The sequence below is a fragment of the Pseudomonas sp. NPDC089918 genome, assembly GCF_050280605.1.
Taxonomy (GTDB): Bacteria; Pseudomonadota; Gammaproteobacteria; order Pseudomonadales; family Pseudomonadaceae; genus Aquipseudomonas.
Window position 1 is genome coordinate 38,611 of record NZ_JBNNVP010000027.1, and the last position, 16,428, is coordinate 55,038.

Consider the following 16,428-nt stretch of genomic DNA (forward strand, 5'->3'; position numbering starts at 1 on the left):
ATGCCGCCCGTTCACTCGCTCAACGGTAAAGGCTGGATATGCAGGAAGACGCCCCAAAAATCGCCAAGGACGCCGCGCCGACCGGCACCCAGACACTGCTTCGTGGTTTGGGTGTGGTTCAGGCCGTGGCCAGTGGCGCCCGCGATCTCAAGGAAATCGCCCGGCTGATCGGCACAACGCGCAGCACCACTCATCGTCTGGCCAGCTGCCTGGTGGATGAACGTTATTTGCGGGTGGTGCCGCAAGTCGGTTATCTGCTGGGGCCGAAACTGATCGAGCTGGGTTTCCAGGCACGTGAAGAGCTGCCACTGGTGACGTTGGCCGGGCCGTATCTGGATGAGTTGTCGGCGTTGACCGGTGACACCATTCACCTGGCGATTCGTGAGGGTGACGAGGTGCTGTACCTGCACAAGAATCCGGGGCGCAACGGTCCGGAAATGCGTTCGCGGGTCGGTCACCGCATGCCATTGGCGCGTACCGGGATCGGTAAGGCGCTGATGCTCGATGACACGCAGGAAGAATGGCAACGGCTTTACGAAATCAGCTTGCCGGTGGGTGGGAAAAATCAGTTCTGGCCGCAGCACCCGGAGCAATCCTGGGAGCAGTTTCAGCAGCGCATGATTGAGTATGTGGCTGGCGGGTACGCCTTCGACCTGGAAGACAACGAACCGTCGATTCGCTGCGTGGCGGCGCCGATCCGCGATGCCAGCAAGCGCATCGTCGCCGGCATCAGCATCGCCAGCACCGTGCCGTACATGCCGCTGGAAAAAATGGCCGAGCTGATTCCCCTGATCAAAGGGGTCACAGCCCGGCTGTCGGCGGAGCTTGGCTTGAAGGTTTAAACCTTCAGTGTCGCCATGTCGATCACGAAGCGGTACTTCACGTCACCGGCAATCATGCGGGTGTAAGCCTCGTTGATCTGGCGGATGTCGAGCATTTCGATGTCGCAGGTGATGCCGTGCTCGGCGCAGAAATCCAGCACTTCCTGGGTTTCGGCGATGCCGCCGATCAGCGAGCCGGCCAGCACGCGACGACCCAATACCAGTTTGGCAGCATGCACCGGTGGATCGATCGGTTCGATCAAGCCCACCAGAATGTGTACGCCGTCGAAACGCAGGGTATCGAGGTAGGGATTGAGGTCGTGCTGCACCGGAATGGTGTCCAGCAGGAAATCGAAATGTCCTGCGGCGGCTTTCATCTGTTCTGCGTCGGTGGACACGATCACGTGGTCCGCGCCTTGGCGACGACCTTCTTCGGCCTTGCTCGCCGAGCGGGTGAACAACGTCACCTCAGCGCCCATCGCCTTGGCGAACTTGATGCCCATGTGGCCGAGGCCACCCATGCCGAGAATCCCGACCTTGTCACCGGCCTTGACGCCGTAGTGCTTGAGCGGCGAGTAGGTGGTGATGCCGGCGCACAGAATCGGCGCGGCGCTGGCCGGGTCGAGTTGCTCCGGAATACGCACGACAAAGTGCTCGCTGACCACGATGCTGTCGGAGTAACCGCCCATGGTGTTGCTGCCATCGACCCGGTCCGGGGTGGCATACGTCATGGTCGGACCTTCCAGGCAGTATTGCTCCAGATCCGCCTGGCAGGCTTCGCAGTGACGGCACGAGTCGACCATGCAACCGACCCCGACCAGGTCGCCGACTTTGTGTTTAGTAACGTTCGCACCGACGGCGGTAACTTTGCCTACGATTTCGTGACCGGGCATCAGCGGGTAAACAGCAATACCCCACTCGTTGCGGGCCTGATGGATGTCGGAATGGCAGACGCCACAGTAGAGAATGTCGATCGCAACGTCGTCGGCCCGTGGGCTGCGGCGTTCGAATTTCATTGGGGCGAGGGGAGTGGTGGCTGACTGAGCGGCGTATCCGATGGCGGTGTACATGGTGAACCTCGCAAAAGCAGTGACAGGTGAGGCGAGCAATTCTGGGCGCCGCACGGGTGACCGGCCATGGCGATTCCTCCGGGTGTCATGCCTAATCCTCCGGCATGCACCGTTGATTGGTCGCATTGGCGTTCAGACCTGCGATGATGCTTTCATCCCTTTTTTCGCGACTTTTTTTGTGACTTCTTTTGTGAAGAGCTCCCTCATGTTGTTGACCCGTCATCTCGATGCCAATGCCACCCTGGTTTCGCTGATCCAGCCGCTGACCCTTCGCGATGGTTTCGCGCCCACCGCATTGCCGGGGGTGCAGGTTTTGCGCGCCAGTTGTGATGTGGCCCGTGGCCCGCAAATCTACGAGCCAAGCCTGGTCATCATCGCCCAGGGTAGCAAGTTGGCGTATCTGGGCCCGCGTACGCTTGAATACGGTGCCGGGCATTATCTGATTCAGGCGTTGCCGGTGCCCTTCGAGTGCGAAACGTTTTCGGCGCCGGATGGCCCGATGCTGGGCGTTTCCATCGCCATCGACCGGGTAATGCTCGGCGAGTTGGTGCTGGCCATGGGGCTGTCACCGGGGCGCACGGTTCCCGCACAGACGCCCGAGTCCATGACCTCGGCGGTGCTCGACGATGCCATGCGCGGTTGTGTGGAACGGTTGTTGCGCTGCCTGCACGATCCGCTGGAATGCCAGATCATGGGCCCGGCGCGTTTGCGTGAATTGTTGTTCGTGGCGTTGCGGGGGCCGCAAGCGGATGTATTGCGCGCGCTGGTGGAACAACAGGGGCAGTTCGCCCGGATCGCGGCGTCCCTGAGTCATCTGCATGCGCATTACACCGAACCGCTGAACGTCGAGACCCTGGCCAGTTGCGCGAACATGAGCGCGTCGACGTTTCATGAGCATTTCAAGCGCAGTACCTTGTTGTCGCCGGTGCAGTATTTGAAGCGTTTGCGCTTGCTCAGAGCCCAGCAGTTGTTGCTGGGCGAAGGCTTGGGCGTGGCCCAGGTGGCGCATCGGGTGGGGTATCAGAGCACGTCGCAGTTCAGCCGCGAGTACAAGCGTTACTTCGAACGTAATCCCGGAGATGAGCGGGCTGCTTAAGTTGACGATGATCCCCTGTGGGAGCGGGCTTGCTCGCGAAAGCGATGTATCAGTCGACATCAATGTTGGATGATAAACCGCTTTCGCGAGCAAGCCCGCTCCCACATTGGTTTTGTGGTGTGGCTTAATTTCGGGCAACAAAAAGGCCCCCGTTTCGGGAGCCTTGATGTTCAGCGAGTCAACTTACATGTTCGGGTAAGTCGGGCCGCCAGAGCCTTCCGGCGCCACCCAGGTGATGTTCTGTGCAGGGTCCTTGATGTCGCAGGTCTTGCAGTGAACGCAGTTCTGGGCGTTGATCTGGAAGCGCTTCTCGCCGTCTTCCTGGGTGACGACTTCGTACACGCCGGCCGGGCAGTAACGCTGGGCAGGCTCATCGTACATCGGCAGGTTCTTGGCGATCGGAATGCTCGCGTCGGCCAGCTTCAAGTGGCAAGGCTGCTCTTCTTCGTGGTTGGTACCCGAGATGAACACCGAGCTGAGTTTGTCGAAGCTGATCTTGCCGTCCGGTTTCGGGTAGTCGATCTTCTTGCAGTCGGCCGCCAGTTTCAGGCAAGCGTAATCCGGCTTGGTGTCGTGCAGGGTGAACGGTAGTTTGCCGCCGAAGATGTTCTGGTCAAGCCAGTTGAAACCGGCACCGATGATCGGGCCGAACTTGTGCATCGCCGGGCCGAAATTACGGCTGGCGAACAGTTCATCGTAGAGCCAGCTCTTCTTGAAGGCGTCGACGTAAGGGGTCAGCTCTTCGGTGCCGTCTTTGTCAGCGAACAGTGCGTCAGCTACCGATTCAGCGGCAAGCATGCCGGACTTCATCGCCGTGTGGCTGCCTTTGATCTTGGCGAAGTTCAGGGTGCCGAGGTCGCAACCGATCAGCGCGCCGCCCTTGAAGACCATTTTCGGCAGCGAGTTCAAGCCGCCTTTGGAGATAGCACGCGCGCCGTAGCTGATGCGCTTGCCGCCTTCCAGGTATTGCTTGAGCACCGGGTGATGCTTGAGGCGCTGGAACTCGTCGAACGGCGACAGGAAGGTGTTGCTGTAGGAAAGATCGACGATCAGACCGACCACCACCTGATTGTTTTCCAGGTGATAGAGGAACGAGCCGCCGGTGTTCTCGGTGCCCATGATGTCCAGCGGCCAGCCGGCGGTGTGGACCACCAGGCCTGGCTGGTGCTTGGCCGGGTCGATTTCCCAGATTTCTTTCAGGCCGATGCCGTAGTGCTGGGCGTCGGCTTCGCTGTCGAGGTTGAAACGCTTGATCAACTGCTTGCCGATGTGGCCGCGGCAACCTTCGGCGAACAGCGTGTACTTGGCACGCAGTTCCATGCCCGGGGTGTACAGGCCTTCTTTCGGATTGCCTTCGCGATCAACACCCAGGTCGCCAGTGATGATCCCGCGAACCACGCCGTTCTCGTCGAACAGTGCTTCCTGGGCGGCGAAGCCCGGGTAGATTTCCACGCCCAGGTTCTCGGCCTGTTGAGCCAGCCAACGGCACAGGTTGCCCAGGGAGATGATGTAGTTGCCTTCGTTGTGCATGGTCTTGGGCACAAAGAAGTCAGGAATCTTCTGCGCACTGTCGGCGTTTTTCAGAACGAAGATGTCATCGCGTGTGACTGGCGTGTTCAGCGGAGCGCCGAGTTCTTTCCAGTCCGGGAACAGTTCGTTCAGGGCGCGTGGTTCGAACACGGCACCGGACAGGATGTGAGCACCGACTTCGGAGCCTTTTTCGACCACGCAGACGCTGATTTCCTTACCGGCTTCGGCGGCCTTCTGCTTCAAACGGCAGGCGGCGGACAGGCCAGCGGGGCCGGCACCGACGATGACCACGTCGAATTCCATGTATTCGCGTTCCACAGGCTATCTCCTACTCAAGGCTCAACAGTTTTTTTCTAATTGGAGGTTTGGCGTTGCATCCATTATTTCCTCCGGCAACGGTCGGAAGGGATAATGGATGACTCACCTTTCTCTCTAGGTGGCGCATTATATCTACACCACTCCTAGCGTCCAATACAAACGTTTGTTTGAATTGGCTCAAAGCCAGATAAATCAAAGTCACCGCGGCTTATGAGTGGCCATTTTGCCGTATTGACCGGAATAGGCGTTCCGGTCAAGATACGGTCGGTTTTGCGCTCGCCGTAGGCTGACTGTTGGTTTCAAGAGCACCTCTAAAGACAGGGCGATGGCGGTATAAGGTGATGCGCAGTGCGGTCAGGCGCGCAGTTTACACGCCGCGATAATGAATGACTCGTCGGTCACCACTGACGAACGGTTATCAGCCTCGTGAGCAACGTTCACCCGATACACCTGCCAGCGTTTTTAGAGGTGCCCTTGCGCCGATGAGCATCAACCGCCAGGTTCGCCTAGGCGACTTTCTTTTCACCGGAGAGTAACGAGGAATCCATGAAGGTTCTTGTAGCTGTCAAACGCGTTGTGGATTACAACGTCAAGGTTCGTGTCAAGGCGGACAATTCCGGCGTCGACCTCGCTAACGTCAAGATGTCGATGAACCCATTCTGCGAAATCGCAGTGGAAGAAGCCGTACGTCTGAAAGAGAAAGGCGTTGCGACTGAAATCGTCGTCGTCTCCATCGGCCCGTCCACCGCTCAAGAGCAACTGCGCACCGCGCTGGCTCTGGGTGCCGACCGTGCCATCCTCGTCGAATCCGCTGAAGATCTGACTTCCCTGGCGGTTGCCAAGTTGTTGAAAGCTGTTGTCGACAAGGAACAGCCTCAGCTGGTGATCCTCGGCAAACAAGCCATCGATAGCGACAACAACCAGACTGGCCAGATGCTCGCTGCATTGAGCGGCTACGGTCAGGGCACGTTCGCTTCGAAAGTCGAAGTGTCCGGCGACAGCGTTGCCGTGACCCGCGAAATCGACGGCGGCGCGCAGACGGTTTCCCTGAAACTGCCGGCCATCGTCACCACCGACCTGCGTTTGAACGAGCCGCGCTACGCGTCTCTGCCAAACATCATGAAAGCCAAGAAGAAGCCTCTCGAAGTGCTGACTCCGGACGCTTTGGGCGTTTCCACCGCCTCCACCAACAAGACCGTGAAAGTCGAAGCGCCGGCTGCACGCAGCGCGGGTATCAAGGTCAAGTCGGTGGCTGAACTGGTCGAGAAACTGAAAAACGAAGCGAAGGTAATCTAAATGACTATCTTGGTTATTGCTGAACACGACAACAAAGTACTGGCCCCGGCCACGCTGAACACTGTGGCTGCTGCCGCCAAGATCGGTGGTGATATCCACGTTCTGGTTGCAGGTCAGGGCGCTGGCGCCGTGGCTGAAGCCGCGGCGAAAATCGCTGGTGTGGCCAAAGTGCTGGTGGCCGATAACGCCGCTTACGCTCATCAACTGCCGGAAAACGTTGCTCCGCTGGTTGCAGAGTTGGGCAAGGCTTACAGCCACATCCTGGCTGCCGCTACTTCGAACGGCAAAAACATCCTGCCGCGCGTTGCCGCAAACCTGGACGTTGACCAGATCTCCGAGATCATCTCGGTCGAAAGCGCTGACACCTTCAAGCGCCCGATCTACGCTGGTAACGCCATTGCTACCGTTCAGTCGAACGCTGCGGTCAAAGTGATCACCGTGCGTGCCACCGGTTTCGACCCGGTTGCCGCTGAAGGTGGTTCGGCTGCCGTTGAAGCGGTTGCGGCTGCTCACGACGCTGGCACTTCGAGTTTCGTTGGCGAAGAACTGGCCAAGTCCGATCGTCCGGAACTGACCGCTGCCAAGATCGTCGTTTCCGGCGGTCGCGGCATGCAGAACGGCGACAACTTCAAACACCTGTACGCCTTGGCTGACAAGCTGGGCGCTGCCGTCGGTGCTTCCCGCGCCGCGGTCGACGCAGGTTTTGTTCCCAACGACATGCAGGTCGGTCAGACCGGCAAGATCGTTGCGCCACAGCTGTACATTGCGGTCGGTATTTCCGGCGCGATCCAGCACCTGGCCGGCATGAAAGACTCCAAAGTGATCGTTGCGATCAACAAGGACGAAGAAGCGCCGATCTTCCAGGTGGCCGATTACGGCCTGGTGGCAGACTTGTTCGAAGCCATCCCTGAGTTCGAGAAGCTGGTCTAATCCGGCGGCTTGACTTATAAAGAGCCCGACCTTTTGGTCGGGCTTTTTTTTTGTTCTTCTGTAGGAGCTCCTACGGGCGAAAATATTGGGTTGTAGGGAGTGTCCCCATGGATTTACGCCGCGTGTGTGGCTGGTCATTACTGCTGGGGCTGACGCTGTTGCCGGGGCTATCCATAGCCGCGGGCAAATGTGAGCGCCTGGTGGTGACCGGTAGTCCGGACGCGCCGCCGTATCTGTGGCAAGACCCGCAAAACCCCAAGTACCTGATAGGCGCCAGCGCCGACCTGTTGCAGCAAGTGGCGGGGGAGTTGGGCATCAAGGTCGAACTGCTTTACGCCGGCAAACGCTCCCAGGCCCTGGACGAAGTGCGCAGCGGGCGCATGGACATGCTGGCCGATGCGCCGTTGACGGTCAGTGAGCTGGAAAATCTGGATTACATCCATCCACCGCTGCTGGAGAACGATTACCTGGTCTGGACTCGCAACGACTCGTTACTGGTCTACAACGAAGCCCAGGACCTTCACGGTCATCCCGGCGCCTTGTCAGAAAAGGCTCGAGTAACAACGTCATTTGGCACTTTCGCCGAGCAGCAATTGACTCTGGTTCGCACGCCCAATCTGACCCAGGCCTTTCAGAAGTTGCTGCTGAACGAGGTGGAATTTGTCCTCGCCGGACGCTACTCGGGCATGGCCCTGGTGCAAACGCTGGGGATGGCCGATGACTTGATGGCCCACCCACACCCCATCGACAAACCGGGCCTGTATCTTGCCGTTTCCCATAACTCTGCCTGCAACGATCCTTGGTTGCGCGGACAGCTGGCTAAAAAGATGACAGAATTGCCCGCGTCCGGACTGACGGAAGCTGCGCTGCTGCGCAATATCGAGCGTTGGAAAGCGCAACTCTCACAACCGCAGCCACAACCTGTCAGTACCCCAAAACAGTAGGGATTTTTAGTGAGTATTCGACCTCTTTTCGCTGCCCTGGCCGTTCTGGCTCTGGCGGGTTGTGCAGCCGATCCGGCGCCGAATGAACAAATACGCCTGACCGAACAGGCCCTCGAACAAGCCAAGGCCGTGGGTGCTACCGCCGACGAAGTGCCGGAGCTGAAACTGGCTGAAGACAAGTTCAAGCGTGCCAAGGGCAACATGGCCGACCAGTCCTTCAAGAATGCGCGCATGCGGGCCGAGCAGGCCGAGCTGGACGCGCGTCTGGCCGAAGCCCGGGTTCTGACCCTCAAGAGTGAGGAGCAGTTGAACGTGCTCAATACCCGCATCACTCGTCTGCGCAAGCAACTGGGAGATGCCCAATGAGCCTGAAAACCAAAGCACTCGGCGGCTTGATCCTGGCCGGTTGCGCAAGCCTTTATGGTTGCGCTGGTCAACACAGCGAAGCCGCAATCCAGCAGGCCGGCACTGACTTTCAGAAGGTCAAGGAAGACTCCAACGTGCTGCGCATTGCGCCCAAAGACGTGATCCGTGCCGGCGAGTCGCTGGCCCGCGCCGATCGTCTGTCCAGCTACTGGGGCAGCGGTTCGGACGTTGTGCATTACGCCTACCTGAGCCGGCGCTACAGCGAAATCGCCCGGGAACACACCAATCAAGTGCTCAACGAGGAACGCGCGGCGAAGCTCGAACTCGAGCGTCAGCGCCTGCAACTGGCCCTGCGTGAGTCCAAGTTGCTCAGCGTGCAGCAACAGGGCAAGTGGCTCGAAGAGCAGATTGTGGCGTTGGCGACTACCCAAACCGACCGTGGTCTGGTGATGACTCTGGGCGATGTGCTATTCGATACCGGTGAAGCAGAGCTGAAAAACTCGGCAAATCGTGTGGTGTTGAAGATCGTCCAGTTCTTGCAGCTCAATCCCAAACGCGTGGTGCGGATCGAAGGCTACACCGACAGCACTGGCGGTAAACAGGAAAACCTCAAGCTGTCCCGCGACCGTGCGCAATCGGTGGCTGACGTGCTGATGGACCTGGGCATCGACGACAAACGTATCAAAGTCGAAGGCTACGGCGATGAATACCCGGTGGACGTGAACGCCTCAGAACGTGGTCGTGCACAGAACCGTCGGGTGGAAATTGTGTTCTCCGACGAAAAAGGCCAGCTCGGCGCCGCCCGCTAAGGGCTGCGTTACTGGAAAACCCGGCCTGTCAGCAGTGCCGGGTTTTTTTGTGCCTGCCAATCAGCGCAATACTCTCCATAAAACAGTACAGTTTTTGCTGACAATGCACTGTACGGTCGACTATTGTGACAACTGTCCCAGTACACTTCAAAACTGTTCCGGTATTGTTTCACACAAGAATAAAATGCCCGTGAAATCGAGTGCTGCGTCATGACCAATCTCTTGCTCTACCAACGTATTGCTCAGCAACTGGCCGAAGACATCCGGCGCGGTGTTTATCAACCGGGGGAGCGCGTGCCTTCGGTGCGCAAGATGAGCTCGCAGCTCAACGTCAGCCATGCAACGGTGTTGCAGGCCTACGCCAACCTTGAAGATCAGGGGCTGATTCGTGCCCGGCCGCAATCCGGTTACTACGTGCACCAGACGCCTGCGCTCACGGCGCCAACCCCGGACATTGCACGGGTCGAGCGACCTGGCCTTGTCACGCGCAGCAGCATCATTCAGCAAGTCCTGGTCGAATCCCGCCGCGAAGGTGTCTTCCCGTTGGGCGCCGCCGTACCGAGCGTTGACTATCTGCCGGTGCGGGCGCTGCATCAGCAACTGGCCAAAGTCACCCGTTTCCATAGCCCGCGGGCGTTCAGCTACATGTTCAGCCCCGGTTTCGAGCCGTTGCGTCGGCAAGTGGCGATCCGCATGCGCGACGCCGGCGTGGTGGTCGACCCGTCGGAAGTGGTGATCACCCACGGCTGCGTCGATGCGTTGCAGATGTCTCTGCGCGTATTGACCAGGCCGGGCGATCTGATCGCGGCCGAGTCGCCAACCTATTACGGTTTGCTGCAACTGGCCGACCTGCTGGGGCTGAAAGTCATCGAAATTCCCAGCGATCCAGCCACCGGCATGAGCCTCGAGGCCCTGCAATTGGCTGCCAACCAGTGGTCGATCAAGGCGCTGGTGCTGACCACACGCCTGAGCAATCCCTTGGGCGGCACCATGCCCGAAGAGCGGCAGAAACAATTGCTGCGCCTGGCTTCGGATTTCGATATCCAGGTCGTCGAAGACGATATTTACGGCGAACTGATGTTCGAGCAGGGTCGCACCAAATCCCTCAAGGCCTACGACCGACTGGATCGGGTGATCTATTGCTCCAGCTTCTCCAAAACCCTGTCGCCCGGTGTGCGCATCGGCTGGATGATTGCCGGCAAGTACCAGCAGGAAATCCAGCGCTTGCAGACCTTCAGCACCCATTCAGCCTGTAGCGTCACGCAAATGGGCATCGCGGCCTATCTGGAGAACGGCGGTTACGACCGGCATTTGCGCTACATCCGTCAGGAGTACCGCAAGAACCTCAGCGCTTTTCAGCTGGCGGTGCAGCAGTACTTCCCTGAAGGGACGCAAATGACCCGGCCCACCGGTGGTTTTATTCTGTGGGTGAGCCTGCCGGGGCGGGTGAATACGCAGGAACTGCATGTGCGTGCGTTGCAGCAGGGCATCAGCATTGCGCCAGGGCTGATTTTCAGTAATACCGAGCAGTTCAATCATTGCATTCGCCTGAACTGTGGCATCCCCTGGAACCGCGAGGCCGAGCGTGCATTGATGACATTGGGGTTGCTGGCGACGCAACTTTGTCAGGAGACGGCGAGCGGTTTTTGAGCGGCCGGGCAGTTCTGAACTGGCCGCTTGTCTTGTCGTCTCCAACAGGAGAGCATGTAGCCTTCTGCCGTTCACGCCGTTGGGTCCATGAAGCCGATTTATCCTGCCGCCTGGTTGTTGATCTGCCTGTTAATGACCTGTCACCCGGAAGGCGTCATGGCGGCTTCCGTTCAGGAAAAACCGACAGCCAGCACCACCGAGAAAAAAACGGCAGCGGTCAAAAAGGCCGCACCGGCCAAAAAGAAGGCTGCAGCGGTAAAGAAACGTTCCCCCGTTGCTTCCAAGTCGAAACCGGCCAGTGAAGTCGTGAAAACCAAACTCCCTTCCGCAAATCTCGACTTGAGCCTGCCCAAGGACATGGTCGAAGAACTGAAGCCGGTCGGCACGGTAACCTTGCCCCGACACGATGCGCTGTTGCCTCAAATGTTCGGTGACAAGAGCAGCCCGTTCCAGCTCAACGGTCGTCTGCTCAGCAACGAAATGCAGTTGCAACTGCGCAATGAAGAGCGTCGGGAAGTTGAAGGCGCGGCGCTGGAATTCGAGTTCAAGCAGTAAATCCCTCGCATTCGTGACCCGCGGACCAGACGCTTTGTCGGAGACTGGTCAGTCACGTTCGTTTCAACGAAAAAACCCGGGCTCAGGTAATTTTAAACAGTCGTTTTAGCCGTTACTCTGTGCCACGTCCCTTTACCCGTCGCGAGGAGCTTGTCGTCATGAGATGCCGTGAAGGCTGTGGCGCCTGTTGCATTGCCCCTTCCATCAGTTCGCCGATTCCCGGAATGCCCAATGGCAAAGCCGCCGGAGAACGTTGCGTACAGCTGTCTACCGATAACCTGTGCAGCATTTTCGGCAAACCGGAACGTCCTGCGGTGTGTTCGGCATTTGAAGCCGATGTCGAGGTCTGCGGAAGCAGCAGCGACGAAGCGATCAAGTTGCTGGGCTGGTGGGAGCAAATGACGGCCGCGTGATGTGTTCAACGAACGGAACTTCAACAATAAGGAATAAGACTATGGGTTCGCTGCATCGTATGGCTGTGCTGTGTGGTTTGACGGTTTTACTGGCCTCCACGGCCCAGGCCGAAGAATGGAAAACCGCCAAGGAAGAAGAGGGCATCAAGGTGTCCTTGAGTGAAGTGGCCGGTTCCCAATACAAGGCTTACAGTGGCGTGACCGTCATGAAGACCACCATGGCCAAACTGCGTGCATTGCAGGAAGACGTGCCGGGTGCCTGTGCATGGATTCACGAGTGCAAGACTCAGAAGTTGCTCAAACATGAAGGTAACCAGAGCTGGACCTACACCCAATTCAATACCCCTTGGCCGGTCACTCCTCGCGACTCCGTATTGCATGTCACCACTGTTGAAGGCGCCGATGGCAGCCTGACCCGCGAGTTGGAAGGGCAGCCCAAGTACGTTCCGGAAGAAAAAGGTTTTGTACGGGTCGCCCAGGTCAAAGGATTCTGGAAGCTCGTGCCTAAGGGCGATCAAGTCGAAGTGACTTATCAGGCCCATACCGAACCCGGCGGCAGCGTGCCGTCGTGGTTGGCCAACAAGTTTGTGGTCGATGCGCCGTTCAACACCCTCAAAGCCCTGAAAGAACGCGCCGAGAAGTAACCGCGTATACTTTTGATAATGCCCGTTCAACAACGCCCCGATTTGATCGGGGCGTTCGTGTTTTTACCAAGGGACGGGGCTTTATTTTGTTTCTGGATATGCGTTGAACGAAATTTTCACAAAGCCTCCAAGACAATTCACTCGCGTCCCAATGAGTCAGCCCGCAACTTTGCACCACGTCTTGTCCCACAACGCTACAAGCGACAGTCGGGCCTGCGGGTCAGTAATCAATGGTAATGCCGCGGTTGATCGTGCAACATTTGCGCACCGCGCAAGCCCCGGGGCCGAGGATGGCCAACAGAGGGCGAGACAGCTGATGCCGGTCAGTTAAACGCAATCCATGTGGGAGCGGGTTTGTGGCGAGGGGGCTTGCCCCCGTTGGGCCGCGCAGCGGACCCAAAAATTTGCGAGCGCTGCGCACTCGAACGGGGGCAAGCCCTCTCGCCACATAAGCCCGCTCCCACGGTTTTCGCTTCTTGACCGACCAGCATCAGGCAAGGCGCCGCTGTATTTTTGAAACTTCAACTTCCAATGGGTCCTAAAACGACATGGCAAACCCGGACGCCCTGAGTCAGCAGCGAGCTTCTAGTCGCCTGCTGCAACCGACCGTCAAATCGCATCTGGCCTACACGCTATTGTGTGCCTTGGTCATGATGGTCATGTTCAGCCTGCTGCGCGTGGCGCTGCTGGTCTACAACAGCTCGATGATCCTCGACACACCGGCCTCGACCTTTCTGGAAGCGTTCGCCAACGGCCTGCGTTTCGACTTGCGCCTGGTGGTTTACCTCAGCATTCCGCTGCTGCTGGCCCTGTTCAGTGCCAGGGCGATGGCCGCTCGCGGGTTCTTCCGGTTGTGGCTGACCGTTGTCTCGAGCATCGCGCTGTTCCTCGGCCTGATGGAGATGGACTTTTACCGCGAGTTCCACCAGCGCCTCAACGGTCTGGTCTTCCAGTACGTGAAAGAAGACCCGAAAACCGTGATGAGCATGCTCTGGTACGGTTTTCCGGTGGTTCGCTACCTGCTGGCCTGGGCCGTGGGCACGTTGATTCTGACGCTTGCATTCAAGGGCGCCGACCGCGCCACGCGTCCTCGCGGGCCGTTCAGCGGTGGCAGCATCAGTACGCGGCAGGTCGCTCCGTGGTATGCGCGTGGCGTGGTGTTCGTGGTCTGCCTGCTGGTCTGCGTGGTCGCGGCTCGCGGTACGTTGCGTCAAGGCCCGCCGCTGCGTTGGGGTGACGTTTACACCACCGACTCCAACTTCGCCAATCAGTTGGGCCTCAACGGCACGCTGTCGTTGATCGCAGCGGCCAAGAGCCGGCTGTCCGAACATCGCGACAATGTCTGGAAAGCCACACTGCCACAGCCCCTGGCCCAGCAGACCGTGCGCGATTTGTTGTTGACCCCGAGTGACAAGCTGGTCGATCCGGAGACCGCTGCGGTGCGTCGCAATTTCAGCCCCGACACCAACAAGACACTGCCGATCAAGAACGTCGTGGTGATCTTGATGGAAAGCTTCGCCGGTCACTCGGTGGGCGCTCTGGGTCGTCCGGGTGAAATCACGCCGTACTTCGACAAACTGTCGAAAGAGGGCCTGTTGTTCGATCGTTTCTTCTCCAACGGCACCCATACCCACCAGGGCATGTTCGCCACCATGGCCTGCTTCCCGAACTTGCCGGGTTTCGAATACCTGATGCAGACGCCTGAAGGCAGCCACAAACTGTCCGGCCTGCCGCAGTTGCTCAGTGCCCGTGACTACGACGATGTGTACGTCTATAACGGCGACTTCGCCTGGGACAACCAGTCGGGCTTCTTCAGCAACCAGGGCATGACCAACTTCATCGGGCGTAATGACTTCGTCAACCCGGTGTTCTCCGATCCGACCTGGGGCGTGTCTGACCAGGACATGTTCAACCGTGGCCTGGAAGAATTGAAGGCTCGCGATGGCAAGGACAAGAAGCCGTTCTATGCCTTGCTGCAAACGCTGTCCAACCACACGCCGTACGCTTTGCCGACGCCATTGCCGGTGAAGCCTGTGACCGATCGCGGCAACCTCAACGAACACTTGACCGCCATGCGCTATTCCGACTGGGCGTTGGGTCAATTCTTCGAACAGGCCCGCAAAGAGCCGTATTTCAAGGAAACCCTGTTTGTGGTGGTCGGCGACCACGGTTTTGGCAACGAACAGCAGATCACTGAAATGGACCTGGGTCGTTTCAACGTGCCGATGCTGCTGATCGGGCCGGGCGTCCAGGAAAAATTCGGCCAGGTCGACCATACCGTCGGCACCCAGATCGACATCGTGCCGACCATCATGGGCCGTATTGGTGGAGAGGTGATTCAACAATGCTGGGGTCGCGACTTGCTGAACCTGCCGGAAGGCGACAAGGGTTTTGGCATGATCAAGCCGTCGGGCAGCGATCAGACGGTCGCATTGCTTACCGGGGATCGCGTGCTGGTACTGCCCAAAGAGATGCCGCCGAAGTTGTATCAATACGAACTGGGCGCCAATCCGAAAGGTGAAGTGATCCCGGCATCGGCTGATGAAGCGGCGCTCAAGCAGAAGCTAGAGTCGTTCATTCAGACGGCCACCAAAAGCCTGATCGATAACACCGCCGGTGTGGTTGACGGCAAGCCGGACTAAGTGTTGGCGCAATAGAAAAGAGGCCCTTCGCAGGGCCTCTTTTTTTTGCCGGCAAAACCTTTATATCTTGCCGAGTAGCAGCAGGATCAATAGCACCACCAACACCACGCCGATGATACCTGACGGGCCGTAACCCCAACTTCTGGAGTGTGGGAAGACCGGCAAGCCACCTATCAACAACAGGATAAGAATAACGATAAGAATTGTGCCCATGTCTGTTTCCTTGTTGGAAGCGTTGTGGTTGACCTAGCGTTTTAGCTTTTAGCCATCAGCTGGACTTGTATTAATCCTAGCTGCTTACTAAATCCGACTCATGGATATGAAGAAAAATTCCAGGTTTTTTTAATGTATTTGGAAAGCACGTTTATTTCTTTTACTGCGTCTCAAAGTTGAAACAACCGGACCGCGCCGTGGTTCATTGCTGGCCATTCAGCAATCTGATGGAGCGTGGGTCGCGCATTATCCTTCGCTACACTCGGTGCATCTTCCCCGGAACAACAAGGCTGTTTGCTATGCAAAATCGCATGATGATCACTGGCGCGGGCTCAGGCCTGGGTCGCGAAATCGCGCTGCGCTGGGCGCGTGAAGGCTGGCAGCTGGCCTTGTCGGATGTCAGTGAACCCGGCCTGCAAGAAACCCTGAAGCTGGTTCGCGAAGCCGGCGGTGATGGTTTCATTCAGCGTTGTGATGTGCGTGACTACAGCCAACTAACGGCGTTCGCCCAAGCCTGTGAAGAGAAGTTCGGCGGCATCGACGTCATCGTTAACAACGCCGGCGTGGCCTCGGGCGGGTTCTTCAGTGAATTGTCGCTGGAAGACTGGGACTGGCAGATCGCGATCAACCTGATGGGTGTGGTCAAGGGCTGCAAGGCCTTCCTGCCGCTACTGGAGAAAAGCAAAGGCAAGATCATCAACATCGCCTCGATGGCCGCACTGATGCAAGGTCCGGCCATGAGCAACTACAACGTGGCCAAGGCGGGTGTGGTGGCTTTGTCCGAAAGTCTGTTGATCGAACTGGCCCACGAGGAAGTCAGCGTGCATGTGGTCTGCCCGTCGTTCTTTCAGACCAACTTGCTGGACTCTTTCCGCGGCCCGACTCCGGCCATGAAAGCCCAGGTCGGCAAGTTGCTGGAAAGCTCGCCGATCACCGCTGCCGACATTGCCGATTACATCTATCAGCAGGTCGCCGCCGGCGAATTCCTGATTCTGCCTCACGAACAGGGCCGCATGGCCTGGGCGATCAAACAGAAAGATCCGCAGTTGCTCTACAACGAAATGACCGTGATGGCCGACAAAATGCGCGCCAAGGCCAAACAATCCGCAGGCTGAACTTGCCCGTGCGCAA

16 protein-coding genes are annotated in these 16,428 nt (G+C 58.2%); 13 read left to right on the forward strand and 3 right to left on the reverse strand.

The features are described from left to right. Positions 1 to 38: 38 nt before the first annotated feature. On the forward strand, positions 39 to 842 hold the full coding sequence (locus ACQKPC_RS19245) for an IclR family transcriptional regulator (RefSeq protein WP_008012044.1): 804 nt from the start codon (positions 39 to 41) through the stop codon (positions 840 to 842). Here the strand turns inward: ACQKPC_RS19245 and ACQKPC_RS19250 are convergent. After that, a complete protein-coding gene (locus tag ACQKPC_RS19250) occupies positions 839 to 1,891 on the reverse strand; it encodes an NAD(P)-dependent alcohol dehydrogenase (RefSeq protein WP_427625931.1) in 1,053 nt (350 codons plus the stop codon). The two genes, ACQKPC_RS19245 and ACQKPC_RS19250, sit on opposite strands and share 4 nt — an antisense overlap. Positions 1,892 to 2,096: 205 nt before the next feature. Between ACQKPC_RS19250 and ACQKPC_RS19255 the strand changes: the two genes are divergently transcribed. Beyond that, positions 2,097 to 2,987, forward strand: a complete 891-nt coding sequence (locus ACQKPC_RS19255) for an AraC family transcriptional regulator (protein WP_063341158.1) — start codon at positions 2,097 to 2,099, stop codon at positions 2,985 to 2,987. Between the two features lie 183 nt (positions 2,988 to 3,170). Here the strand turns inward: ACQKPC_RS19255 and ACQKPC_RS19260 are convergent, their stop codons facing one another. After that, positions 3,171 to 4,835 carry an electron transfer flavoprotein-ubiquinone oxidoreductase gene (locus ACQKPC_RS19260; protein ID WP_427625932.1) on the reverse strand — a complete coding sequence of 555 codons (1,665 nt, stop codon included), beginning with the start codon at positions 4,833 to 4,835 and terminating at the stop codon, positions 3,171 to 3,173. Positions 4,836 to 5,381: 546 nt separating this feature from the next. Between ACQKPC_RS19260 and ACQKPC_RS19265 the strand changes: the two genes are divergently transcribed. From ACQKPC_RS19265 to ACQKPC_RS19310, 10 genes are all read left to right on the forward strand, one after another. Then, positions 5,382 to 6,131, forward strand: coding sequence for an electron transfer flavoprotein subunit beta/FixA family protein (locus ACQKPC_RS19265; protein ID WP_007942046.1), 750 nt, complete (start codon positions 5,382 to 5,384; stop codon positions 6,129 to 6,131). Then, positions 6,132 to 7,061, forward strand: coding sequence for an electron transfer flavoprotein subunit alpha/FixB family protein (locus ACQKPC_RS19270; protein ID WP_427625933.1), 930 nt, complete (start codon positions 6,132 to 6,134; stop codon positions 7,059 to 7,061). A 107-nt stretch (positions 7,062 to 7,168) separates the two neighbouring features. Then, a complete protein-coding gene (locus ACQKPC_RS19275; protein WP_427625934.1) occupies positions 7,169 to 8,005 on the forward strand; it encodes a substrate-binding periplasmic protein in 837 nt (278 codons plus the stop codon). Between the two features lie 9 nt (positions 8,006 to 8,014). After that, positions 8,015 to 8,371 (forward strand): DUF4398 domain-containing protein, encoded by a 357-nt coding sequence (locus ACQKPC_RS19280; RefSeq protein ID WP_008073146.1) that lies wholly within the window; start codon positions 8,015 to 8,017, stop codon positions 8,369 to 8,371. Next, positions 8,368 to 9,180 carry an OmpA family protein gene (locus tag ACQKPC_RS19285; protein ID WP_427625935.1) on the forward strand — a complete coding sequence of 271 codons (813 nt, stop codon included), beginning with the start codon at positions 8,368 to 8,370 and terminating at the stop codon, positions 9,178 to 9,180. The genes ACQKPC_RS19280 and ACQKPC_RS19285 overlap by 4 nt, the downstream gene beginning before the upstream one ends. A 210-nt stretch (positions 9,181 to 9,390) precedes the next feature. Continuing rightward, positions 9,391 to 10,830 carry a PLP-dependent aminotransferase family protein gene (locus ACQKPC_RS19290; RefSeq protein WP_007903895.1) on the forward strand — a complete coding sequence of 480 codons (1,440 nt, stop codon included), beginning with the start codon at positions 9,391 to 9,393 and terminating at the stop codon, positions 10,828 to 10,830. A gap of 87 nt (positions 10,831 to 10,917) precedes the next feature. Beyond that, positions 10,918 to 11,385 (forward strand): translation initiation factor 2, encoded by a 468-nt coding sequence (locus ACQKPC_RS19295; protein WP_427625936.1) that lies wholly within the window; start codon positions 10,918 to 10,920, stop codon positions 11,383 to 11,385. A gap of 158 nt (positions 11,386 to 11,543) precedes the next feature. Beyond that, a complete protein-coding gene (locus ACQKPC_RS19300; protein ID WP_008012026.1) occupies positions 11,544 to 11,798 on the forward strand; it encodes a YkgJ family cysteine cluster protein in 255 nt (84 codons plus the stop codon). A gap of 41 nt (positions 11,799 to 11,839) precedes the next feature. Then, complete coding sequence (locus tag ACQKPC_RS19305; protein ID WP_427625937.1) at positions 11,840 to 12,442, forward strand: START domain-containing protein; 603 nt, start codon at positions 11,840 to 11,842, stop codon at positions 12,440 to 12,442. Positions 12,443 to 12,990: 548 nt separating this feature from the next. Then, positions 12,991 to 15,084 carry an LTA synthase family protein gene (locus tag ACQKPC_RS19310; RefSeq protein ID WP_427625938.1) on the forward strand — a complete coding sequence of 698 codons (2,094 nt, stop codon included), beginning with the start codon at positions 12,991 to 12,993 and terminating at the stop codon, positions 15,082 to 15,084. Between the two features lie 60 nt (positions 15,085 to 15,144). Here the strand turns inward: ACQKPC_RS19310 and ACQKPC_RS19315 are convergent, their stop codons facing one another. Further along, complete coding sequence (locus ACQKPC_RS19315) at positions 15,145 to 15,297, reverse strand: DUF3309 family protein (protein ID WP_008012020.1); 153 nt, start codon at positions 15,295 to 15,297, stop codon at positions 15,145 to 15,147. Between the two features lie 299 nt (positions 15,298 to 15,596). On the opposite strand from ACQKPC_RS19315, the gene ACQKPC_RS19320 reads away from it, so the two are divergent. Next, the gene (locus ACQKPC_RS19320; protein ID WP_008075150.1) at positions 15,597 to 16,412 is read left to right on the forward strand and encodes an SDR family oxidoreductase; all 816 of its coding nucleotides are present in this window, start codon (positions 15,597 to 15,599) and stop codon (positions 16,410 to 16,412) included. Positions 16,413 to 16,428: the final 16 nt, after the last annotated feature.

Coding starts and splice junctions, on each gene's coding strand:
- ACQKPC_RS19245 (WP_008012044.1), top strand. CDS start 39: ATGCAGGAAGACGCCCCAAAAATCGCCAAGGACGCCGCGCCGACCGGC.
- ACQKPC_RS19250 (WP_427625931.1), bottom strand. CDS start 1,891: ATGTACACCGCCATCGGATACGCCGCTCAGTCAGCCACCACTCCCCTC.
- ACQKPC_RS19255 (WP_063341158.1), top strand. CDS start 2,097: ATGTTGTTGACCCGTCATCTCGATGCCAATGCCACCCTGGTTTCGCTG.
- ACQKPC_RS19265 (WP_007942046.1), top strand. CDS start 5,382: ATGAAGGTTCTTGTAGCTGTCAAACGCGTTGTGGATTACAACGTCAAG.
- ACQKPC_RS19270 (WP_427625933.1), top strand. CDS start 6,132: ATGACTATCTTGGTTATTGCTGAACACGACAACAAAGTACTGGCCCCG.
- ACQKPC_RS19275 (WP_427625934.1), top strand. CDS start 7,169: ATGGATTTACGCCGCGTGTGTGGCTGGTCATTACTGCTGGGGCTGACG.
- ACQKPC_RS19285 (WP_427625935.1), top strand. CDS start 8,368: ATGAGCCTGAAAACCAAAGCACTCGGCGGCTTGATCCTGGCCGGTTGC.
- ACQKPC_RS19290 (WP_007903895.1), top strand. CDS start 9,391: ATGACCAATCTCTTGCTCTACCAACGTATTGCTCAGCAACTGGCCGAA.
- ACQKPC_RS19295 (WP_427625936.1), top strand. CDS start 10,918: ATGAAGCCGATTTATCCTGCCGCCTGGTTGTTGATCTGCCTGTTAATG.
- ACQKPC_RS19300 (WP_008012026.1), top strand. CDS start 11,544: ATGAGATGCCGTGAAGGCTGTGGCGCCTGTTGCATTGCCCCTTCCATC.
- ACQKPC_RS19305 (WP_427625937.1), top strand. CDS start 11,840: ATGGGTTCGCTGCATCGTATGGCTGTGCTGTGTGGTTTGACGGTTTTA.
- ACQKPC_RS19310 (WP_427625938.1), top strand. CDS start 12,991: ATGGCAAACCCGGACGCCCTGAGTCAGCAGCGAGCTTCTAGTCGCCTG.
- ACQKPC_RS19315 (WP_008012020.1), bottom strand. CDS start 15,297: ATGGGCACAATTCTTATCGTTATTCTTATCCTGTTGTTGATAGGTGGC.
- ACQKPC_RS19320 (WP_008075150.1), top strand. CDS start 15,597: ATGCAAAATCGCATGATGATCACTGGCGCGGGCTCAGGCCTGGGTCGC.